This is a genomic window from Pseudomonas sp. OST1909 (genome assembly GCF_015277575.1).
GTDB lineage: Bacteria > Pseudomonadota > Gammaproteobacteria > Pseudomonadales > Pseudomonadaceae > Aquipseudomonas > Aquipseudomonas synxantha_A.
Map to the genome: position 1 here is coordinate 4,134,420 of NZ_CP063780.1, position 15,629 is coordinate 4,150,048.

Here is a 15,629-nt window from a genome sequence, read left to right on the forward strand (position 1 = left end):
ACATCTCCATCCTGTTAAAACCCGGGCGTATGCCCGTAGCGCTACCTGACGGTTATCGCTTGGGCGCCAGGCTTTCCACTTGCGGCGCGCCGTTGACCCTGACCTGCAACGGCTGGTCGGCCGATACGGCATCCGGCACCGGCCAGCGCATACTCGCGCCCGGCAGCACGTAGCCGAGCAAACCTTCTACCAGCGGCCGGGTCTGCCCGCCTTGTTTGAACGACGCATCGGTGAGCCGCGCATGCACGGCGCCCTGGTTGCGCACCTCGATGTAATTGCGCCCGCCCACATTGACCTTTTGCCAGCTCAAGTCCGGCTTGCCGGCACCCTTGGGGTCGCGTTGACGCGTGGCGTCGTCCTTGCTCCACAACCCGGCGCCGTAGGCAAACAAGGGCACCGAATAGCGCATCTGGAAGCGAATCGCCGCCGCCGTGTTCTTGCCTTCCGGCGGCGCCGGCACCTGCAGCGCCGAGGGGATTTCATCGATGATGATGCGATAGGCCAGCTCCTGCCCCGGCGGTACTTCGCGGGTTCTGGTCAGGCGCACCAGTTGCTTCTGGCCGGGCTCGATTTTGGCCACCGGCGGGCTGCCGATCACGTCGCGCTGGTTCTGGTACTGCTCGTCGAAGCCATTCTGGCTCCAGGCAAATACGCGGATCTGCAGGTTGGCCGTCTCCGTGCCACGGTTCTCCAACCACAGCGCGCTGGCCTGTTGGTCGGCCTCCAGCACCGGGTCGATGGGCCAGATCAGCACCGAACTGGCCGCCTGCACCAGCCCTGCGCCACACAAAAGCCCCAAGGCAATACCCGCGGCCCACCACCGCCGGGAAGTTGAATGCATAAATCCACTCCTCAATACCGTTAGCCCTACCACGACAGCTGCACCTGCAGCGTGTCGCTGTACGTCCCCCCAGGCTGATTGCCCGGTAATACCACCCGCCCGTAAATCGGCAGGCTGATGTTGTTGGCATCGCTGTAAGTCACGCTGACGCTCTGGCTGACGCCCAGGCTCTGGCTGAACGCCGCGTCGCGAAACAGTTGATAGGCCACCCGCGCGCTGCCGCTGTTGAGCTGCAAGTTACGCCCGGCGCTGTTGTGAAGGCCGCCATCCACACTCATGCTCAGCGCCACCCCCGGTGTGCACTGCAAGGTCACACCGCCGGTAAGGGCTGCCGTGACCGTACCGGTGGCCAGTGCCGAGTAGCTGCCATAGGCCAACGCGCCGTAGTTGGAACCACCGCCCACGATCAGGCAACCGGGAGCAATGGTCGCGCTGACCTGGAAGCTCTGGCTGGTCACTGCCGACAACGGCAACGGCAGCGCCAATCCACAAGCCAACCCCAGCCTGAGCCACAGGGTCAGAACGTCAGCTCCACGGCCACGGTATCGGTGTAAGTACCTGCCGGCAGGCCCGCCTTGCCCACCGCGCGACCGTAGAGGTTGACGGTCTGCGCCACACCGGTACTGGTGGCGAGCGTCACCACGCCATCGATCGCCAACAGCGCTGAATGCCCGCTGTCGGTGTAGAAATCGTAGGGCACGAAGTTACCCGCCCCATCGGCCAGCGCACGGGTGCCACCCGGCGAGGCACCATCATGGGCGCCGGCACGCACCTTCACCGCAGGCGTGGCGCCGGCTGAACACAGAATCGACAGCGCCCCGCCGGTGCCGGTGCCGCCCAGCAGTTGGGCGTCGGCATTGGTAAACAGGCTGTTGGTGGTGCCGAAGTTCAAGCTACCGAAATTCAGCCCGGTAGCCGCCCCGGAGCCGTTGACCTGGCAACTGGCGATCAAGGTCAGGCTCGAACTGATCTGCCCGGTGACCGTGGTCGCCGCATTCAGGCTGGAGGCCAGCACCAGGCCCAGGGCACACACGCCCATTCGCGATACGAGTACATGCATGATATCCATCCTCATGGTTTACCAATCCAGAGTCACCGTCAGGGTGTCTGTGTAGATGCCGGCCGGTAGGGCCCTGGTATTCGCCACCACGGAGCCGAATACCGGGATGGGTACCTGTGCGCCCTGGGTCACGACGAAATTGCGTTGCTGGCCGATGCGGTAGGCACTCTGGCCCAACGCATCGGCCGATAGCCGATAGGGAATGGTCTGACGCCCGTTGCTCAAGCGGCGCGTGGTACCGTCGCCATGGGCGCCACCGTCGATGGTCACGGTAAAACTGCTGACCAACGACGGGTTGCAGGACACCGACAGCGGCGCTTTATCGCCATCGGAAATGGTCGCGCCCAAGGTGTCGTTCCAGGTCGGCCCCTGGCTGCCGAAATCCAACAGCGCAGTGCCACCGTCCGGAGTCACCGGCGCACGTTCCACGCCTTTGCTGACTTCGCAACTGGCGGTAATCACCAACCGTGCGTGAATCTGCCCGTTGGCCACAGCCGCCTGCGCGTCCTCGGCCAGCAACAGCAGGCCGCCCAAGGCCGCGATGGCCAGATAGCGGCTTACCATGTGACCGTGACCTTGAGCAGGTCGGAATAACGCCCCACCGCAGGGATGTCTTTGAGCGGTTCAATGCGGCCATACAACGGCAAATCAACCGAGCCGGTGTCCGGTACGCGGCCGCTGACCGGCACGTCCACCGGCAAGGGGATCAACCGGGCTGCGTCGGCATAAATGCGATAAGGAATGGGCTTGCTTAAGGGCATCGCATTACTGAGGTAACGCACTTCGCCCACGCCACCGTGCAGGCCGCCGTCAACGCGCATTTGGTAAGGCGTGTCGGGGTTGCACTCCAGGCGCGGCTGGCGCTGGCTGATCAGGGCCGCACTCAGGGGGCCGGCCGGGTCATCCAGACGCGGGCCGCTGCCGAAATCCAATACGCCAAGTTGCTCGATGCCCGCAGTGCGAGTGGTGCCCACCAACTGGCAACCCCGCTGCACGTCGATACGCACCTCCACCTGGAGTTGCGCAGCAGAAGCCGTGTTGCAGAGCATCGCGCCCATGACAGCCAATACCGCCGGTCCCTTCACTGCCCCAATTCCTTATACAGGGGTAACAACCTTGTATGAGGTTAGCCAGTTAACGCGAAAGTGCCAGTTTGCAAGGCTCGGCGCCCTTCACTGTTGGTCAAATGGCATCAAGCGTCCTACAGTAAGCGACCACCGCAATACAGAGTGATTATTCTTGGCCGTGCTTGCCCTGTTCCAGCGCCTGCTGGGTAAAAAAACCGACGCCTGGTGTGCCTCGCCCATTCCTGCCTATTTTCAGAAAAAGGCCGAACAACAGGGCTACACCCTCAGTGACGGCCAAATCCGGGCGATTACCGCCCTGAATCGGCAGGCCCAGCACCTGCTTAATGGCCAGGCCACGCGCAGCCTGTACCTGCACGGCCCGGTAGGTCGCGGCAAGAGCTGGCTGCTGGAAGGGTTTTTCCAGGCGCTGCCCATCGCCGAGAAGCAACGCGTGCATTTCCACGACTTCTTTGCCCGGCTGCACCAGGGCATGTTTGTGCACCGCGAGCATGAGGATGCCTTGGGCGTCACTCTGGATCAGTTGCTCGCTGATTGCCGTGTGCTGTGTTTTGACGAGTTCCATGTGCACGATATCGGCGATGCAATGCTCATCAGCCGCTTGTTCAAGGCCCTGTTCCAACGCGGCGTGCTGGTATTGGTAACGTCCAACTACCCGCCCGAAGGGTTGCTGCCCAACCCGCTGTACCACGAACGATTCAAACCGGTGATCGACCTGATCGCCGCACGCATGGACGTGCTGCAAGTCAGCGCGCCCCAGGACTTTCGCAGCCTGCCCCAGGCCCACGCCCAACAACGTTTCACCCGCGGCCACTATGTGTGGCCGGGTACACCGGCGCAGCGGGAAAGCCTGGGTGTGCCTGCCACCAATGGCCCGGCGCAAACCCTGACGGTTGGCAATCGGCAGTTGCTGTGCCGAGACCACCAGGCGCGGACCATCCTGTTCACCTTCAACGACCTGTGTGAACAGCTCACCGCCGTGATGGATTACCTGCTGCTGTGCCAGGACTTCGACCACTGGATCATCGACGGTCTGCCGCAGTTGGCCGAATGCCCTATCGCCGTGCAACAGCGTTTTATCAACCTGGTGGACGTGCTCTACGATCAGGACAAACACCTGACCCTCATGGGTCACCAGCCGCTGGATAAAGCCCTGGAAGGCCAGGCCATCGACCTCGCCCGCACCGCCAGTCGCCTGCGCCAATTGCACATGCTCTGCCCGCAAACCGCGCCCGAGCCGCTATCATGAGCGCCTTTTACGCCCCCTTCCGAGTGCCGCGCTGCTCATGAATACCCTCGCCCAACTCAAGGCCGGCCAATTAGCCGGCGCCAAGCGCCTGGACCTGGCCTGCGGGCTGACGGAGTTCCCCCGGGAAATCTTCGACCTGGCCGACTCCCTGGAAATCCTCAATCTCACCGGCAATGCCTTGAATAGCCTGCCCGAGGACCTGCACCGCCTGACGCACCTGCGTGTGCTGTTTTGTTCGGACAACGCGTTTACCGAGCTGCCGGCGTGCCTGGGCCAGTGCGCGAACTTGAGCATGATCGGCTTCAAGGCCAACCAGATCGGCCATGTGCCCGCCGCCGCCCTGCCGCCGCAGTTGCGCTGGCTGATCCTCACCGACAACTGCATCAGCCAATTGCCCGATGAACTGGGTCAGCGCCCGCTGCTGCAAAAGTTGATGCTGGCCGGTAACCAACTGACGCAATTGCCGCAAAGCCTGGCCCACTGTCAAAACCTGGAGTTGATCCGCATCGCCTCCAACCGCTTGACCCACCTGCCGCAGTGGCTGCTGACGCTGCCGAGCCTGACCTGGCTGGCCTACGCCGGCAACCCGGTGGAAATGGCCGTGACAGTGACGGGCGAAGATGGGACGCCGAACATTCCCTGGTCTGAACTGGAACTGGGAGAAGTATTGGGCGAAGGCGCCTCCGGGATCATTCACAAAGCAATCTGGAAACCCCAGGCGCTGCCGGTCGCGGTCAAGCTGTACAAAGGCACCATCACCAGCGACGGGTCACCGCTGAATGAAATGCAAGCCTGCATTGCCGCCGGGCTGCATCCCAACCTGATCAAGGTGCAAGGCCGTGTCATCGGGCACCCGCAAGATCAGGCAGCATTGGTCATGAGCCTGATCGACCCGAGCTACCGCAACCTCGCGGCGCTGCCTAGCCTGGCGTCCTGCACCCGGGACATCTACGAAGCCGATACCCGTTTCAGCCTCGACGTGGCGCTGCGCATGGCACGAGGCATCGCTTCGGTGGCGGCGCACTTGCACCGTCAGGGGATTACCCATGGTGACCTGTATGGCCACAACATCCTGTGGAATGTGACGGGTGATTGTTTGCTCGGAGACTTCGGCGCGGCGTCATTCCATGCCACGGCCGACACCTTGGAAACCAGGGCGTTGCAGCGTATTGAAGTGCGCGCATTCGGGGTGTTGCTGGGGGAATTGTTGGATCGGGGTGAAGGGGCAGCAAGTGAGGATCTGGTTGAACTGCAAAAAAGCTGCTGCCAGCCCGATGTGCTGGCGCGGCCAAGCTTTGAAGAAATTGACGGCGTACTGAGCGCTATCTAACGCCGCTGGAACAATGTGGGAGGGGGCAAGCCCCCACCCGCTATGCAGTGATGGCTAGCCAGCCAGGCCGACAAACATATCCTGCACATCATCATGGTTATCCAGGCCTTCCAGGAACGCCTCGACTTCAGCCATCTGCTCATCGGTCAAACCACTGACCGGGTTCTTCGACAGGTAACCCAGCTTGGCCGACAGCACGGTGAACCCCTGCTCCGGCAAGGCTTTCTGCACGGCATCCAGGTCGGTGGTTTCGGTGATGAACAGGGTGGTGCCCTCTTCTTCACCGTCTTCAAAATCCTGGGCGCCAGCTTCGATGGCGGCCATTTCCGGATCAGCATCCGGGGTGTCCGGCGATGCTTCGATCAGGCCGACGTGGTTGAAATCCCACGCCACCGAACCGGAAGCGCCCAATTGGCCCTTGCGGAACGCCACGCGGATTTCCGCCACGGTGCGGTTGATGTTGTCGGTTACGCATTCGACGATCAGGGGCACCTGGTGCGGGGCAAACCCTTCGTAGGTCACGCGGTGGTATTGCACGGTTTCACCGAGCAGACCGGCGCCCTTCTTGATCGCACGATCCAGGGTTTCCTTGGGCATCGAGGCTTTCTTGGCCTGCTCGACCACCAGGCGCAGGTGCGCGTTGGTCGCGGTATCGGCGCCGTTGCGGGCGGCGATGGTGATCTCTTTCACCAGCTTGCCGAAAATCTTGCCCTTGGCATTGGCTGCCGCTTCTTTATGTTTGACTTTCCACTGTGCGCCCATGACTCACTCTCTACTTTCCATGGCGCCGAAACGTCTACTGGCCGGCGCTTTGGGGGCAGAGTTTATAGCGCAAGAACACGCTAATCCACCAAAAAACCGGCCAGGTGCCTCAGGTGCGCAGGGGTTTGATGGTGGCACTGCGATCCGGGATGAAGTCCCCCACCTGCGCCAGAACAGCGGGCCTGGCGTTCCAGTAGGGCATCAATACCAGTGAAGAAAACAGCGCCGCGCCGGCAAACACGATAAACACCGTGACGGTATCGAAGTAGCCCGGCAGCAAGCCGCCCAGGATCGCGCCCACCGAACCGCAACCATTCACAAACCCTGCCGCCGTGGCGCCGGCTTTGGCAGTGCCGAAGTCAATGGCAGCGGTGCTGCTGATCATCGAGTCGGGGCCGTACAGGGTCAGGCCCATGACAAACAGCAAGGCCATCACCAGCACCACACTGCCGGTGTGCAGCGCACCCATGAACAACGCCAGGGCCACGGTCAACGCCAGCAGGCTCAGCACACAGGCCGGCATACGCCGGGCGCCGAACAGTTTGTCGGAAGCCAGGCCGATCAGTACCGGCCCGAGCAAACCGGCCAGCTCGAACGCGGTGGGCACGATGGCCGCGCCGACCTTGCCCACCGACGGCATCTGTTCGTAGACGATCACCGGGCCCCACAGCAAAATCGCGTAACGCGCCGGCTTGAGCAGGAAATACGCCAGCCCCAGCGTCAACACCGTGCGGTTGCGCAAGATAGCGCGCAACGGTTCAAGCACACTGATGCGCTGTTCGGCGGCCCTGTCCTCGGCACTCATGAGCGGCTCGGGCTCCACCGCTGGCAAACCCACATCCTGGGGGGTATTGCGCTGGAACATAAAGAACAGCACGGCCACCACCGCCACCACCGCAGCGCTGGAGATAAACGCCGCGTGCCAACTACCGATCAGGGTGTAGGCCCACCAGCCGGCGAACGGTGAAGCGACCAAGCCGCCAAAGGCATAGCACGAACTCCACAGCCCCAACACCCGCCCACGCTGCCGGGCCGGGAAGAAACTACCGAGGTTCTTGCACAACCCCGACCAGCCGGTGGACTGCGCCAACCCCTGGATCAACATGCAGGTGACAAAGATCGGCAAGGTCGCAAACGTGCCCATCACCAGCGCGGCGGCGGCGGAAACCAGCAAGCCGCCAAGCACCACCACCCGTGGCCCGAAGCGGTCGGCGAGCATGCCCCAGGTGAACTGGCCCACGGCGTACGCGGCGAGATACAAGCCATCGAGGTTGGCCATCATCATTTTATCGAGGGGGAAGCTTGGGTCGTCGCCGATCCCCAGTTTTGCCACCGAGAAGGCTTTGCGGGTGAAATAGAACGCGGCGTACGCCAGCCAGGTGATGGCGAAAATCTGCACGCGCCAACGCTTGATGCTACCCATAGGGATATTCATGGTGGTTCTGACCTCAGGTGTGAGTGTGCCGGCAGAATCGAAAGAAAACGCCTGTTTTTTTTATGGTTGAGCACTGCAATGCCGGGCCTTGGAGGGCGCGGTATTGGTCAGATGAACGCGGTGTGCCTGCGCCCATGGCCGTCGAGGTTGTAGGACTCAACCTACGGCGGCTGAGGTGCATCAAAGCAATGGCTGACTAATAGGTAAAATCGATTTATCGTATTTCAAATATAAGCTCAGCTTGTAAGAGGACGTGCCATGTCGGTTTCCCATGCCCAACTCAAAGCCTTCCATGCGGTGGCCGTGCACGGCAGTTTTACCGGCGCCGCCGAGCGCCTGTTCCTGACCCAGCCCGCGATTTCCGACCAGGTGCGCAAACTCGAAGAGCGCTTCGGCGTGTTGCTGTTTCACCGCAACAAACGTTCGGTACGCCTGACCGACCTGGGCGAACGCCTGCTGGGCATTACTCAACGCCTGTTTGTGATCGAGGCGCAAGCCGAAGAATTGCTGCAGGACTCCCGCGCCCTGCTCACTGGCACCCTCACCCTGGCGGTGGATGCACCCGTACATGTACTGCCACAGATTGCGCACTTCTGCCGGCTGTACCCGGGAATCAGCGTGAAGATCGAAACCGGCAATACCGATGAGTCGTTGTTGCGCCTGTACAACTACCAGGCCGACCTGGCGCTGTTGGGTCGCGATGTCGACGATGCGCGCCTGCTGTCGCTGCCATTGCCCGACGACCAGCTCCTGGCGTTTGTCGCCCGCAACCATCCCTGGGCCGGGCGCGAGTCCATCTGCCTGGCCGACCTGGATGACACGCCCTTGGTGCTGCGGGAAATCGGCTCAGTGACCCGTCAGACCCTGGAGCAGGAAATGCGCCAGGCCGGCCTGCGCATTCGCCCGGCGATTCAGGTTGAAGGCCGCGAAGCCGCGCGTGAAGCAGTGGTGGTGGGCATTGGCGTGGGCGTGGTGTCGGCGGCAGAGTTCGGCGCCGACGCTCGGGTGTACGCCATGCCGATCCGCGACTGCACTCAGCGCATGAAGGAAACCCTCGTCTGCCTGAAAGAACAGAGCTCACGTCGCGTGGTGGCGAGCTTTTTGGAGATCGTGCGTGACAGCCTTCACGCCAACTCGAAAAAAGCCTGAATCAAGCGCAGCGAACGGCGCCGCTCCATGCAGCCGAGCGTATGCCGGTTGAGCAGGCCATCGCCCAGGATCGGCACAGCGTGTACCCGCGGGTCCGGGCTGACCTCCATCGACGACACCACCCCTACCCCCAGTTCGGCCGCGACGGCTTCGGTCACGGCTTCACGGCTATCCAGTTCCAGCAGCACCTTGGGCTGCACATTCGCCGCCATGCACGCGTCGTCGAACGTGCGCCGGGTAATGGAACTGGGTTCACGCAGCACCATGATCACCTCATGCAACTGCGCCAGTTCAATCCCGTCGGGCTGCTTTGCCCACGGATGCGCTGCCGGCACCAGGGCGCAAATCCGTGACTCGTCCAGAGGTTGCAGGTGCAAGCCATTGCGCGGCTCCACCTCGGTGAGCACTGCCACATCGGCATGTTCGGACAGCAGCGCCGCCAGGGTTTCCTGGGCGTTGCCCAGGCGCAGGTTCACGGTAATGCCCGGGTAGCGCGAGCGCAGGCTGGCGATCATCGGCATCACCAGGTGCGGACCATCCGCCGCCACCTCCAGACGCCCAGTGAGCAACTGCCGGTTGGCCTCCAGCATGGTCTGCGCCTCATCCACCAAACCGAAGATCGCCCGGGTGATGGCCGCCAGGCGTGCGCCCTCTTCGGTCAACTCCACCCGCCGGGCGGTACGGCGCAACAGCGCAATCTGGTAATGCTCTTCAAGCGCCTTGATATGCCCGGTAACCGCCGGCTGGCTGATGAACAGCCGCGCCGCAGCACGGGTAAAACTGCCCTCGCGGGCCACGGCATCGAATGCACGCAGTTGAAACAGGTTCATAGCTATCGGCCTCACTGATAGCTCGCATAACAACAAACAATTTGATTGATAACAAGCCAAACTGCAATTTAGGCGCCGTAGCTTCAACCCCGACCCTTGCGAGGATTTGAGATGACCACTGCCGCGCCGATCCTGTTGACCCCTGGCCCCCTGACCACTTCGACCCGCACCCGTCAGGCGATGATGGTGGATTGGGGTTCATGGGACGATCGCTTCAACCAGCTCACCGCCAGCGTCTGCACGCAGCTGCTGGCGATCCTCAATGCTGCCGACAGCCACCAATGCGTGCCGTTGCAGGGCAGCGGCACCTTCGCCGTCGAAGCCGCCATCGGCACGCTGGTCCCGCGCAATGGCAAGGTGTTGGTGCTGATCAACGGCGCCTACGGCAAGCGCCTGGCGAAGATTTGCGAAGTGCTCGGTCGCTCGTTCAGCACCTTTGAAACCGATGAGGACGAGCCCACCACCGCTGCCGATGTAGATCGCCTACTGCTGGCTGACGCGGCCATCACCCACGTCGCGTTGATCCATTGCGAAACCAGTACCGGCATTCTCAACCCGCTGGCGGAGATCGCCCAAGTCGTCAAACGCCACGACAAGCGCCTGATCATCGATGCCATGAGTTCTTTCGGCGCGCTGCCGATCGATGCTCGCGAAGTGCCGTTCGAAGCGCTGATCGCCGCCTCGGGCAAATGCCTGGAAGGCGTACCGGGCATGGGCTTTGTCTTTGCCGAAAAAGCTGCGCTGGCCGCCTCCCAGGGCAACTGCCATTCCCTGGCAATGGACCTGTTCGACCAGCACACCTATATGGCCAAGACCGGCCAATGGCGTTTCACCCCACCGACCCACGTCGTCGCGGCCCTGCATGAAGCGTTGCTGCAATACGCCGAAGAAGGCGGCCTGCCCGCCCGTCATCAACGCTACGCCGACAACTGTCAGGCACTGCTGGACGGCATGGCTGCGCTGGGCCTGCGCAGTTTCCTGCCGGCGGCGATCCAGGCGCCGATCATCGTCACCTTCCACGCACCAAAAGACCCACGCTACCAGTTCAAGGACTTCTACGAACGGGTCAAGGCCAAGGGTTTCATCCTTTACCCCGGCAAGCTGACCCAGGTGGAAACCTTTCGCGTGGGCTGCATCGGCCATGTCGATGCGGCCGGTATGCAGGCGGCGGTCAAGGCTATCGCCGACGTGCTGCAAGAAATGGAAGTGCTGGACATTTGACTGCCCCCATTACCCACAGGACCTGAACCATGAACTATCAAAACCCCAACACCCTCCAGGCCGTTATCCTCGACTGGGCCGGCACCGTGGTCGACTTCGGCTCCTTCGCCCCCACGCAGATTTTTGTCGAGGCGTTTGCCGAGTTCGACGTGCAAGTTTCTATTGAGGAAGCCCGTGGGCCCATGGGCATGGGCAAGTGGGACCATATCCGCACCCTTTGCGATCAGCCGCAGGTTGCCGAGCGCTATCGCAAGGCGTTCGGCCGCACGCCGACCGATGACGACGTGACCGCCATCTACCAGCGTTTCATGCCGCTGCAAATCGAGAAGATCGCCGAACACTCGGCGCTGATCCCCGGCGCCCTCGACACCATCGCAGCGCTCCGGGCGCAAGGGATCAAGATCGGCTCCTGCTCCGGCTACCCCAAGCAAGTGATGGACAAGGTCGTCGCCCTGGCCGCCACCAACGGTTATGTCGCCGACCATGTGGTCGCGACCGACGAAGTTCCCAACGGCCGCCCTTGGCCGGCCCAGGCCCTGGCCAACGTGATCGCCCTGGGCATCGATGATGTGGCCGCGTGCGTGAAGGTCGACGACACCGTGCCGGGTATTCTCGAAGGCCGTCGTGCCGGGATGTGGACCGTAGCGCTGACCTGTTCGGGCAATGCCCTGGGCCTGACCTACGAGCAATTTCGCGCCCTGGGCAGCGCCACACTGGCCAGCGAGCGTCAGCGCATCGAAACAATGTTCGAAGGCTCGCGCCCGCACTACCTGATCGACACCATCAACGACCTGCCGAATGTCATCGTCGACATCAACGCACGCCTGGCACGCGGGGAAATGCCGCAAAGTTACTGACCAGGATCAAGGCAACGGCATTGGCAACGAGCGAAGCGCTCAAAACGGGCATACAGTTAACGTACTCCGTCGCTAAAGAGCGGAGGTATGCCCTGATGAGTGAGGAACGCAGCAATGCCGTGGAAAAATTCCGATACGCGCTACAGCACCATGTCGATTGCGCTGCACTGGTTGATGGTAGTGCTGCTGGCGGTGGTCTACGCCTGCATTGAATTACGCGGGCAATTCCCCAAAGGCAGCGGTGCGCGCACGCTGATTGTGGAAATGCACTTTATGTTCGGACTCACCGTGTTTGTGCTGGTGTGGCTGCGCCTGTTCGCACGCAGCCTGGGGGTGGCGCCGAAGATCGTGCCAGCACCGCCGCAATGGCAGAACCTGCTGGCGAAGCTGATGCATTGGGCGCTGTATGCGTTGATGATCGGGTTGCCGATTGCCGGTTGGTTGATCGTCAGTGCCAAGGGGCATTCGGTGATGTTCTATGGGATGGAGTTACCGCCGCTGATTGCAGAAAACAAGGCATTGGCCGAGGAGATTGAAGGCTGGCACGTGCTGTTCGCCCAGATCGGTTACTGGCTGATCGGGCTGCATGCGCTGGCAGGGATCTTTCACCATTATGTGATGCGCGATAACACTGCCTTGCGAATGATGCCGGGCAGGCACAATCCCACCCGTTGACACCTACAGGAAACCTCGGCGGCCTTGCAGGCCGCCAGTGTGGATGAAGATCAAGCGCGTGCCGGGGGCAAAGCGGCCGGCCTCGATCTGTTGCTTCAATGCCAGCAGCGCCTTGCCGGTGTAGAGCGGCTCCAGTGGCACACCGCAGTCCCGTTCGGTGCGCTGGATAAACTCGAGCAGCAGCGGATCGACCTTGGCAAAGCCGCCACGGCAGGCGTCCAGCAACTCATAACCGGTCTGCACAATCGCACCCACATTCTGCGCCACGCCATGATCACCCGGCACAGCCATTGCGCCGTACACCGGATGCGCGCCGGCCTCCGCCAGCACCAGCCCGGCCAGGGTAGTACCGGTGCCCGCCGCCAGCCACCATGCGTCGTAATCCGTCCACCCGAGGTGGCTCAACTGCACCCGCGCCTGCTCCACCAACACCCCACAGCCCAGCGCACCGTCCAGACCACCACCGCCTTCGGGTATCGGATAAAGGTCGGGATACTGCTCGCGCCAGGGCAGCCAGAAACCCGGCTCATGCCGCGCCCGATAACCGCCGTAGCCCAACCAATGCAATTGCATCCCGAAGGTCTTGAGGTCGAGCACCGTGGGAGTGTCTTGGGGATGGCCGCGCAACAGGCCAACCGTGGGAAAATCAAAGCGCTTGCCCGCCGCTGCCAGTGCGTGCAGATGGTTGGAGTGAGCCCCGCCAAGGCTGATAACCCCTTTGGCGCCGGTAGAGCGGGCCTGAGCCAAGTGTTCGGTAAGTTTGAACCACTTGTTGCCGCTGATCAGCGGGTCGATGCGGTCCAGGCGCAGCACGGCCAGCTCGATGCCGTTCAGCCAATCAAGCTGCACAGGTTCAAGGGGCGCATAAGGCAGCCAATCGAAAGGGCCCATCGGCAGGTATCTGAATGAGAAAGGGGCGGCAAGTCTAACACCGCCCCTGTTGTCGCCTTACAACTCGGCAGCCAGGCGCGAGCCCTGGTTGATGGCGCGCTTGGCGTCCAGCTCGGCCGCCACATCGGCGCCGCCGATCAGGTGCACGTTCTGGCCGGCAGCAACCAGGCCGTCATGCAGTTCGCGCAGTGGGTCCTGGCCGGCGCAGATGACAATGTTGTCCACCGCCAGCACCTGCGGTTCACCCTCGGCGCCGATGCGGATATGCAAGCCTGCGTCATCGATCTTCAAGTACTCGACGCTGTTGAGCATCTGCACCTGTTTGTTCTTCAAGCCGGTACGGTGAATCCAGCCGGTGGTCTTGCCCAGGCCGTCGCCAACCTTGGAAGCCTTGCGTTGCAGCAGGAACACCTCGCGGGCCGGCGCATGGCGCTCGGGCTTGATCCCGGCCACCCCGCCACGTGCTTCCAGTTGGGTATCGATGCCCCACTCTTTCCAGAACGCCTCTCGATCCAGGCTGGTAGACACGCCTTGGTGTACGAGGAATTCCGATACATCGAAACCGATGCCGCCGGCGCCGATCACCGCCACACGCTTGCCCACCGGCTTGCGCTCCAGGATCACATCCAGGTAACTCAACACCTTGGCGTTCTCGACGCCCGGGATCGCCGGGGTGCGCGGCGCGATACCGGTGGCCAGGATCACCTCGTCATAATCACCTGCCACCAGCTGCTCGACGCCCACACGGGTGTTCAGGCACAGCTCTACGTGAGTGGTCTGCAATTTGCGTTTGAAGTAACGCAGGGTTTCGAAAAACTCTTCCTTGCCCGGCACGCGCTTGGCGATATTGAACTGGCCGCCAATCTCGCTGGCGGAATCGAACAAGGTCACCTGATGCCCACGCTCAGCGGCAACAGTGGCAGCGGCCAGACCGGCAGGGCCGGCGCCGACCACCGCGATTTTCTTGATCTGCTTGACGGGCAGGTAATTGAGTTCGGTTTCATAGCAGGCGCGCGGGTTGACCAAACAGGTGGTCAGCTTGCCGCCGAAGGTGTGGTCCAGGCACGCCTGGTTGCAGCCGATGCAGGTGTTGATCTCATCGGCGCGCCCAGCGGCGGCCTTGTTGACGAACTCCGGGTCGGCCAGAAACGGGCGCGCCATCGAGACCATGTCGGCATCGCCTTCGGCCAGGATCTGCTCGGCGATTTCCGGGGTGTTGATGCGGTTGGTGGTGATCAGCGGAATCTGCACCACACCGCGCAATTTGGCGGTGACTTTGCTGAAGGCGCCCCGCGGGACCTTGGTGGCGATGGTCGGGATACGCGCTTCGTGCCAGCCGATACCGGTATTGATGATCGTCGCGCCAGCCTGCTCGATAGCCTTGGCCAACTGCACGATTTCCTTCCACACGCTGCCGCCTTCCACTAGGTCAAGCATCGACAGGCGGAAGATAATGATGAAGTTCGGGCCGACGGCCTCGCGTACGCGACGCACGATCTCCACCGCCAGGCGCATACGGTTTTCAAAGCTGCCGCCCCAACGGTCGGTGCGATGGTTGGTCTGGGCGGCGAGGAACTGGTTAATGAAGTAGCCCTCCGAACCCATGATTTCCACACCGTCGTATTCGGCGGCCTGGGCCAGCAATGAGCAGGTGACGAAATCCTGAATCTGCTTCTCGATGCCCTCTTCATCCAATTCCTTGGGCTTGAACGGGTTGATCGGCGCCTGGATCGCACTCGGCGCCACCTGCTTGGGGCTGTAGGCATAACGCCCGGCGTGAAGGATCTGCATGCAGATCTTGCCGCCCGCCTCGTGCACCGCCTGGGTGACGATCTTGTGCTTGAGCGCCTCTTCTTCAGTGGTCAGCTTGGCTGCCCCGGCGTATACCCCGCCTTCATCATTCGGGCCAATGCCGCCGGTGACCATCAGGCCTACGCCGCCACGGGCGCGCTCGGCAAAGTAGGCCGCCATGCGCTCGAAACCGCCGGGCTTTTCTTCCAGGCCGGTGTGCATCGAGCCCATCAGGGTACGGTTGCGCAAGGTGGTAAAACCCAGGTCCAACGGGGCCAGCAGGTGCGGGTAGGCAGCAGCGGTCATGGTACAGCTCCACAACGGATCATCACGGGACGTGGCGCACTCGAACGGTGTGCCATCGGTTTATGTCCCACAGACTAAGAGGCGGTGGACCACGGCTCAATGACTGAAACTGACAAGTTATTGATCCAAATGCACAGCGCCCCTTGG

General features: G+C 62.2%; 16 protein-coding genes. 6 read left to right on the forward strand and 10 right to left on the reverse strand.

Annotated features, from left to right (window positions below):
* Positions 1-52: 52 nt before the first annotated feature.
* Genes IH404_RS17805 through IH404_RS17825 form a run of 5 tightly spaced genes read right to left on the reverse strand, consistent with a single transcriptional unit; the run spans position 53 to position 2,950 of the window.
* Positions 53-841 (reverse strand): molecular chaperone, encoded by a 789-nt coding sequence (locus IH404_RS17805; RefSeq protein ID WP_005789238.1) that lies wholly within the window; start codon positions 839-841, stop codon positions 53-55.
* Positions 842-867: 26 nt separating this feature from the next.
* Positions 868-1,356 (reverse strand): spore coat U domain-containing protein, encoded by a 489-nt coding sequence (locus tag IH404_RS17810; protein WP_194440692.1) that lies wholly within the window; start codon positions 1,354-1,356, stop codon positions 868-870.
* Between the two features lie 2 nt (positions 1,357-1,358).
* Positions 1,359-1,901: a spore coat protein U domain-containing protein gene (locus IH404_RS17815; protein ID WP_032803922.1), complete on the reverse strand. Its 543-nt coding sequence runs from the start codon at positions 1,899-1,901 to the stop codon at positions 1,359-1,361.
* 18 nt (positions 1,902-1,919) lie between these two features.
* The gene (locus tag IH404_RS17820; protein ID WP_005789247.1) at positions 1,920-2,465 is read right to left on the reverse strand and encodes a spore coat protein U domain-containing protein; all 546 of its coding nucleotides are present in this window, start codon (positions 2,463-2,465) and stop codon (positions 1,920-1,922) included.
* The gene (locus tag IH404_RS17825; protein ID WP_194440693.1) at positions 2,459-2,950 is read right to left on the reverse strand and encodes a spore coat U domain-containing protein; all 492 of its coding nucleotides are present in this window, start codon (positions 2,948-2,950) and stop codon (positions 2,459-2,461) included. Before IH404_RS17825 ends, IH404_RS17820 begins: the two co-directional genes overlap by 7 nt.
* A gap of 190 nt (positions 2,951-3,140) precedes the next feature.
* Here IH404_RS17825 and zapE point away from each other — a divergent pair, with 190 nt between their 5' ends.
* Complete coding sequence (gene zapE, locus IH404_RS17830) at positions 3,141-4,235, forward strand: cell division protein ZapE (RefSeq protein ID WP_005789251.1); 1,095 nt, start codon at positions 3,141-3,143, stop codon at positions 4,233-4,235.
* A 37-nt stretch (positions 4,236-4,272) separates the two neighbouring features.
* Positions 4,273-5,565, forward strand: coding sequence for a protein kinase (locus tag IH404_RS17835; RefSeq protein WP_194438621.1), 1,293 nt, complete (start codon positions 4,273-4,275; stop codon positions 5,563-5,565).
* Positions 5,566-5,619: 54 nt separating this feature from the next.
* Here IH404_RS17835 and IH404_RS17840 read toward each other — a convergent pair whose 3' ends face one another.
* Both IH404_RS17840 and IH404_RS17845 read right to left on the reverse strand, forming a co-directional pair.
* Positions 5,620-6,327 (reverse strand): YebC/PmpR family DNA-binding transcriptional regulator, encoded by a 708-nt coding sequence (locus IH404_RS17840; RefSeq protein ID WP_005789254.1) that lies wholly within the window; start codon positions 6,325-6,327, stop codon positions 5,620-5,622.
* A 109-nt stretch (positions 6,328-6,436) separates the two neighbouring features.
* On the reverse strand, positions 6,437-7,762 hold the full coding sequence (locus tag IH404_RS17845) for an MFS transporter (RefSeq protein ID WP_005789256.1): 1,326 nt from the start codon (positions 7,760-7,762) through the stop codon (positions 6,437-6,439).
* Between the two features lie 258 nt (positions 7,763-8,020).
* Here IH404_RS17845 and IH404_RS17850 point away from each other — a divergent pair, with 258 nt between their 5' ends.
* Positions 8,021-8,911 carry a LysR substrate-binding domain-containing protein gene (locus IH404_RS17850; protein ID WP_005789257.1) on the forward strand — a complete coding sequence of 297 codons (891 nt, stop codon included), beginning with the start codon at positions 8,021-8,023 and terminating at the stop codon, positions 8,909-8,911.
* Here the strand turns inward: IH404_RS17850 and IH404_RS17855 are convergent.
* Complete coding sequence (locus IH404_RS17855; RefSeq protein ID WP_005789259.1) at positions 8,887-9,741, reverse strand: LysR substrate-binding domain-containing protein; 855 nt, start codon at positions 9,739-9,741, stop codon at positions 8,887-8,889. The genes IH404_RS17850 and IH404_RS17855 overlap by 25 nt on opposite strands.
* Positions 9,742-9,852: 111 nt before the next feature.
* On the opposite strand from IH404_RS17855, the gene IH404_RS17860 reads away from it, so the two are divergent.
* The 3 genes from IH404_RS17860 to IH404_RS17870 all read left to right on the forward strand — a co-directional run bounded on the left by IH404_RS17860 (position 9,853) and on the right by IH404_RS17870 (position 12,494).
* Positions 9,853-10,962, forward strand: coding sequence for a 2-aminoethylphosphonate--pyruvate transaminase (locus IH404_RS17860; protein ID WP_194438623.1), 1,110 nt, complete (start codon positions 9,853-9,855; stop codon positions 10,960-10,962).
* 29 nt (positions 10,963-10,991) lie between these two features.
* Complete coding sequence (gene phnX, locus IH404_RS17865) at positions 10,992-11,819, forward strand: phosphonoacetaldehyde hydrolase (RefSeq protein ID WP_005789262.1); 828 nt, start codon at positions 10,992-10,994, stop codon at positions 11,817-11,819.
* 114 nt (positions 11,820-11,933) lie between these two features.
* The gene (locus tag IH404_RS17870) at positions 11,934-12,494 is read left to right on the forward strand and encodes a cytochrome b (RefSeq protein WP_005789264.1); all 561 of its coding nucleotides are present in this window, start codon (positions 11,934-11,936) and stop codon (positions 12,492-12,494) included.
* A gap of 3 nt (positions 12,495-12,497) precedes the next feature.
* On the opposite strand, the gene IH404_RS17875 is transcribed toward IH404_RS17870, so the two are convergent.
* Positions 12,498-13,385, reverse strand: coding sequence for a pyridoxal-phosphate dependent enzyme (locus tag IH404_RS17875; protein ID WP_194438625.1), 888 nt, complete (start codon positions 13,383-13,385; stop codon positions 12,498-12,500).
* Between the two features lie 57 nt (positions 13,386-13,442).
* Positions 13,443-15,482, reverse strand: coding sequence for an NADPH-dependent 2,4-dienoyl-CoA reductase (locus tag IH404_RS17880; protein ID WP_005789268.1), 2,040 nt, complete (start codon positions 15,480-15,482; stop codon positions 13,443-13,445).
* Positions 15,483-15,629: the final 147 nt, after the last annotated feature.

Coding starts and splice junctions, on each gene's coding strand:
- IH404_RS17805 (WP_005789238.1), bottom strand. CDS start 841: ATGCATTCAACTTCCCGGCGGTGGTGGGCCGCGGGTATTGCCTTGGGG.
- IH404_RS17815 (WP_032803922.1), bottom strand. CDS start 1,901: ATGCATGTACTCGTATCGCGAATGGGCGTGTGTGCCCTGGGCCTGGTG.
- IH404_RS17820 (WP_005789247.1), bottom strand. CDS start 2,465: ATGGTAAGCCGCTATCTGGCCATCGCGGCCTTGGGCGGCCTGCTGTTG.
- IH404_RS17825 (WP_194440693.1), bottom strand. CDS start 2,950: ATGCTCTGCAACACGGCTTCTGCTGCGCAACTCCAGGTGGAGGTGCGT.
- IH404_RS17835 (WP_194438621.1), top strand. CDS start 4,273: ATGAATACCCTCGCCCAACTCAAGGCCGGCCAATTAGCCGGCGCCAAG.
- IH404_RS17840 (WP_005789254.1), bottom strand. CDS start 6,327: ATGGGCGCACAGTGGAAAGTCAAACATAAAGAAGCGGCAGCCAATGCC.
- IH404_RS17845 (WP_005789256.1), bottom strand. CDS start 7,762: ATGAATATCCCTATGGGTAGCATCAAGCGTTGGCGCGTGCAGATTTTC.
- IH404_RS17850 (WP_005789257.1), top strand. CDS start 8,021: ATGTCGGTTTCCCATGCCCAACTCAAAGCCTTCCATGCGGTGGCCGTG.
- IH404_RS17855 (WP_005789259.1), bottom strand. CDS start 9,741: ATGAACCTGTTTCAACTGCGTGCATTCGATGCCGTGGCCCGCGAGGGC.
- IH404_RS17860 (WP_194438623.1), top strand. CDS start 9,853: ATGACCACTGCCGCGCCGATCCTGTTGACCCCTGGCCCCCTGACCACT.
- phnX (WP_005789262.1), top strand. CDS start 10,992: ATGAACTATCAAAACCCCAACACCCTCCAGGCCGTTATCCTCGACTGG.
- IH404_RS17870 (WP_005789264.1), top strand. CDS start 11,934: ATGCCGTGGAAAAATTCCGATACGCGCTACAGCACCATGTCGATTGCG.
- IH404_RS17875 (WP_194438625.1), bottom strand. CDS start 13,385: ATGGGCCCTTTCGATTGGCTGCCTTATGCGCCCCTTGAACCTGTGCAG.
- IH404_RS17880 (WP_005789268.1), bottom strand. CDS start 15,482: ATGACCGCTGCTGCCTACCCGCACCTGCTGGCCCCGTTGGACCTGGGT.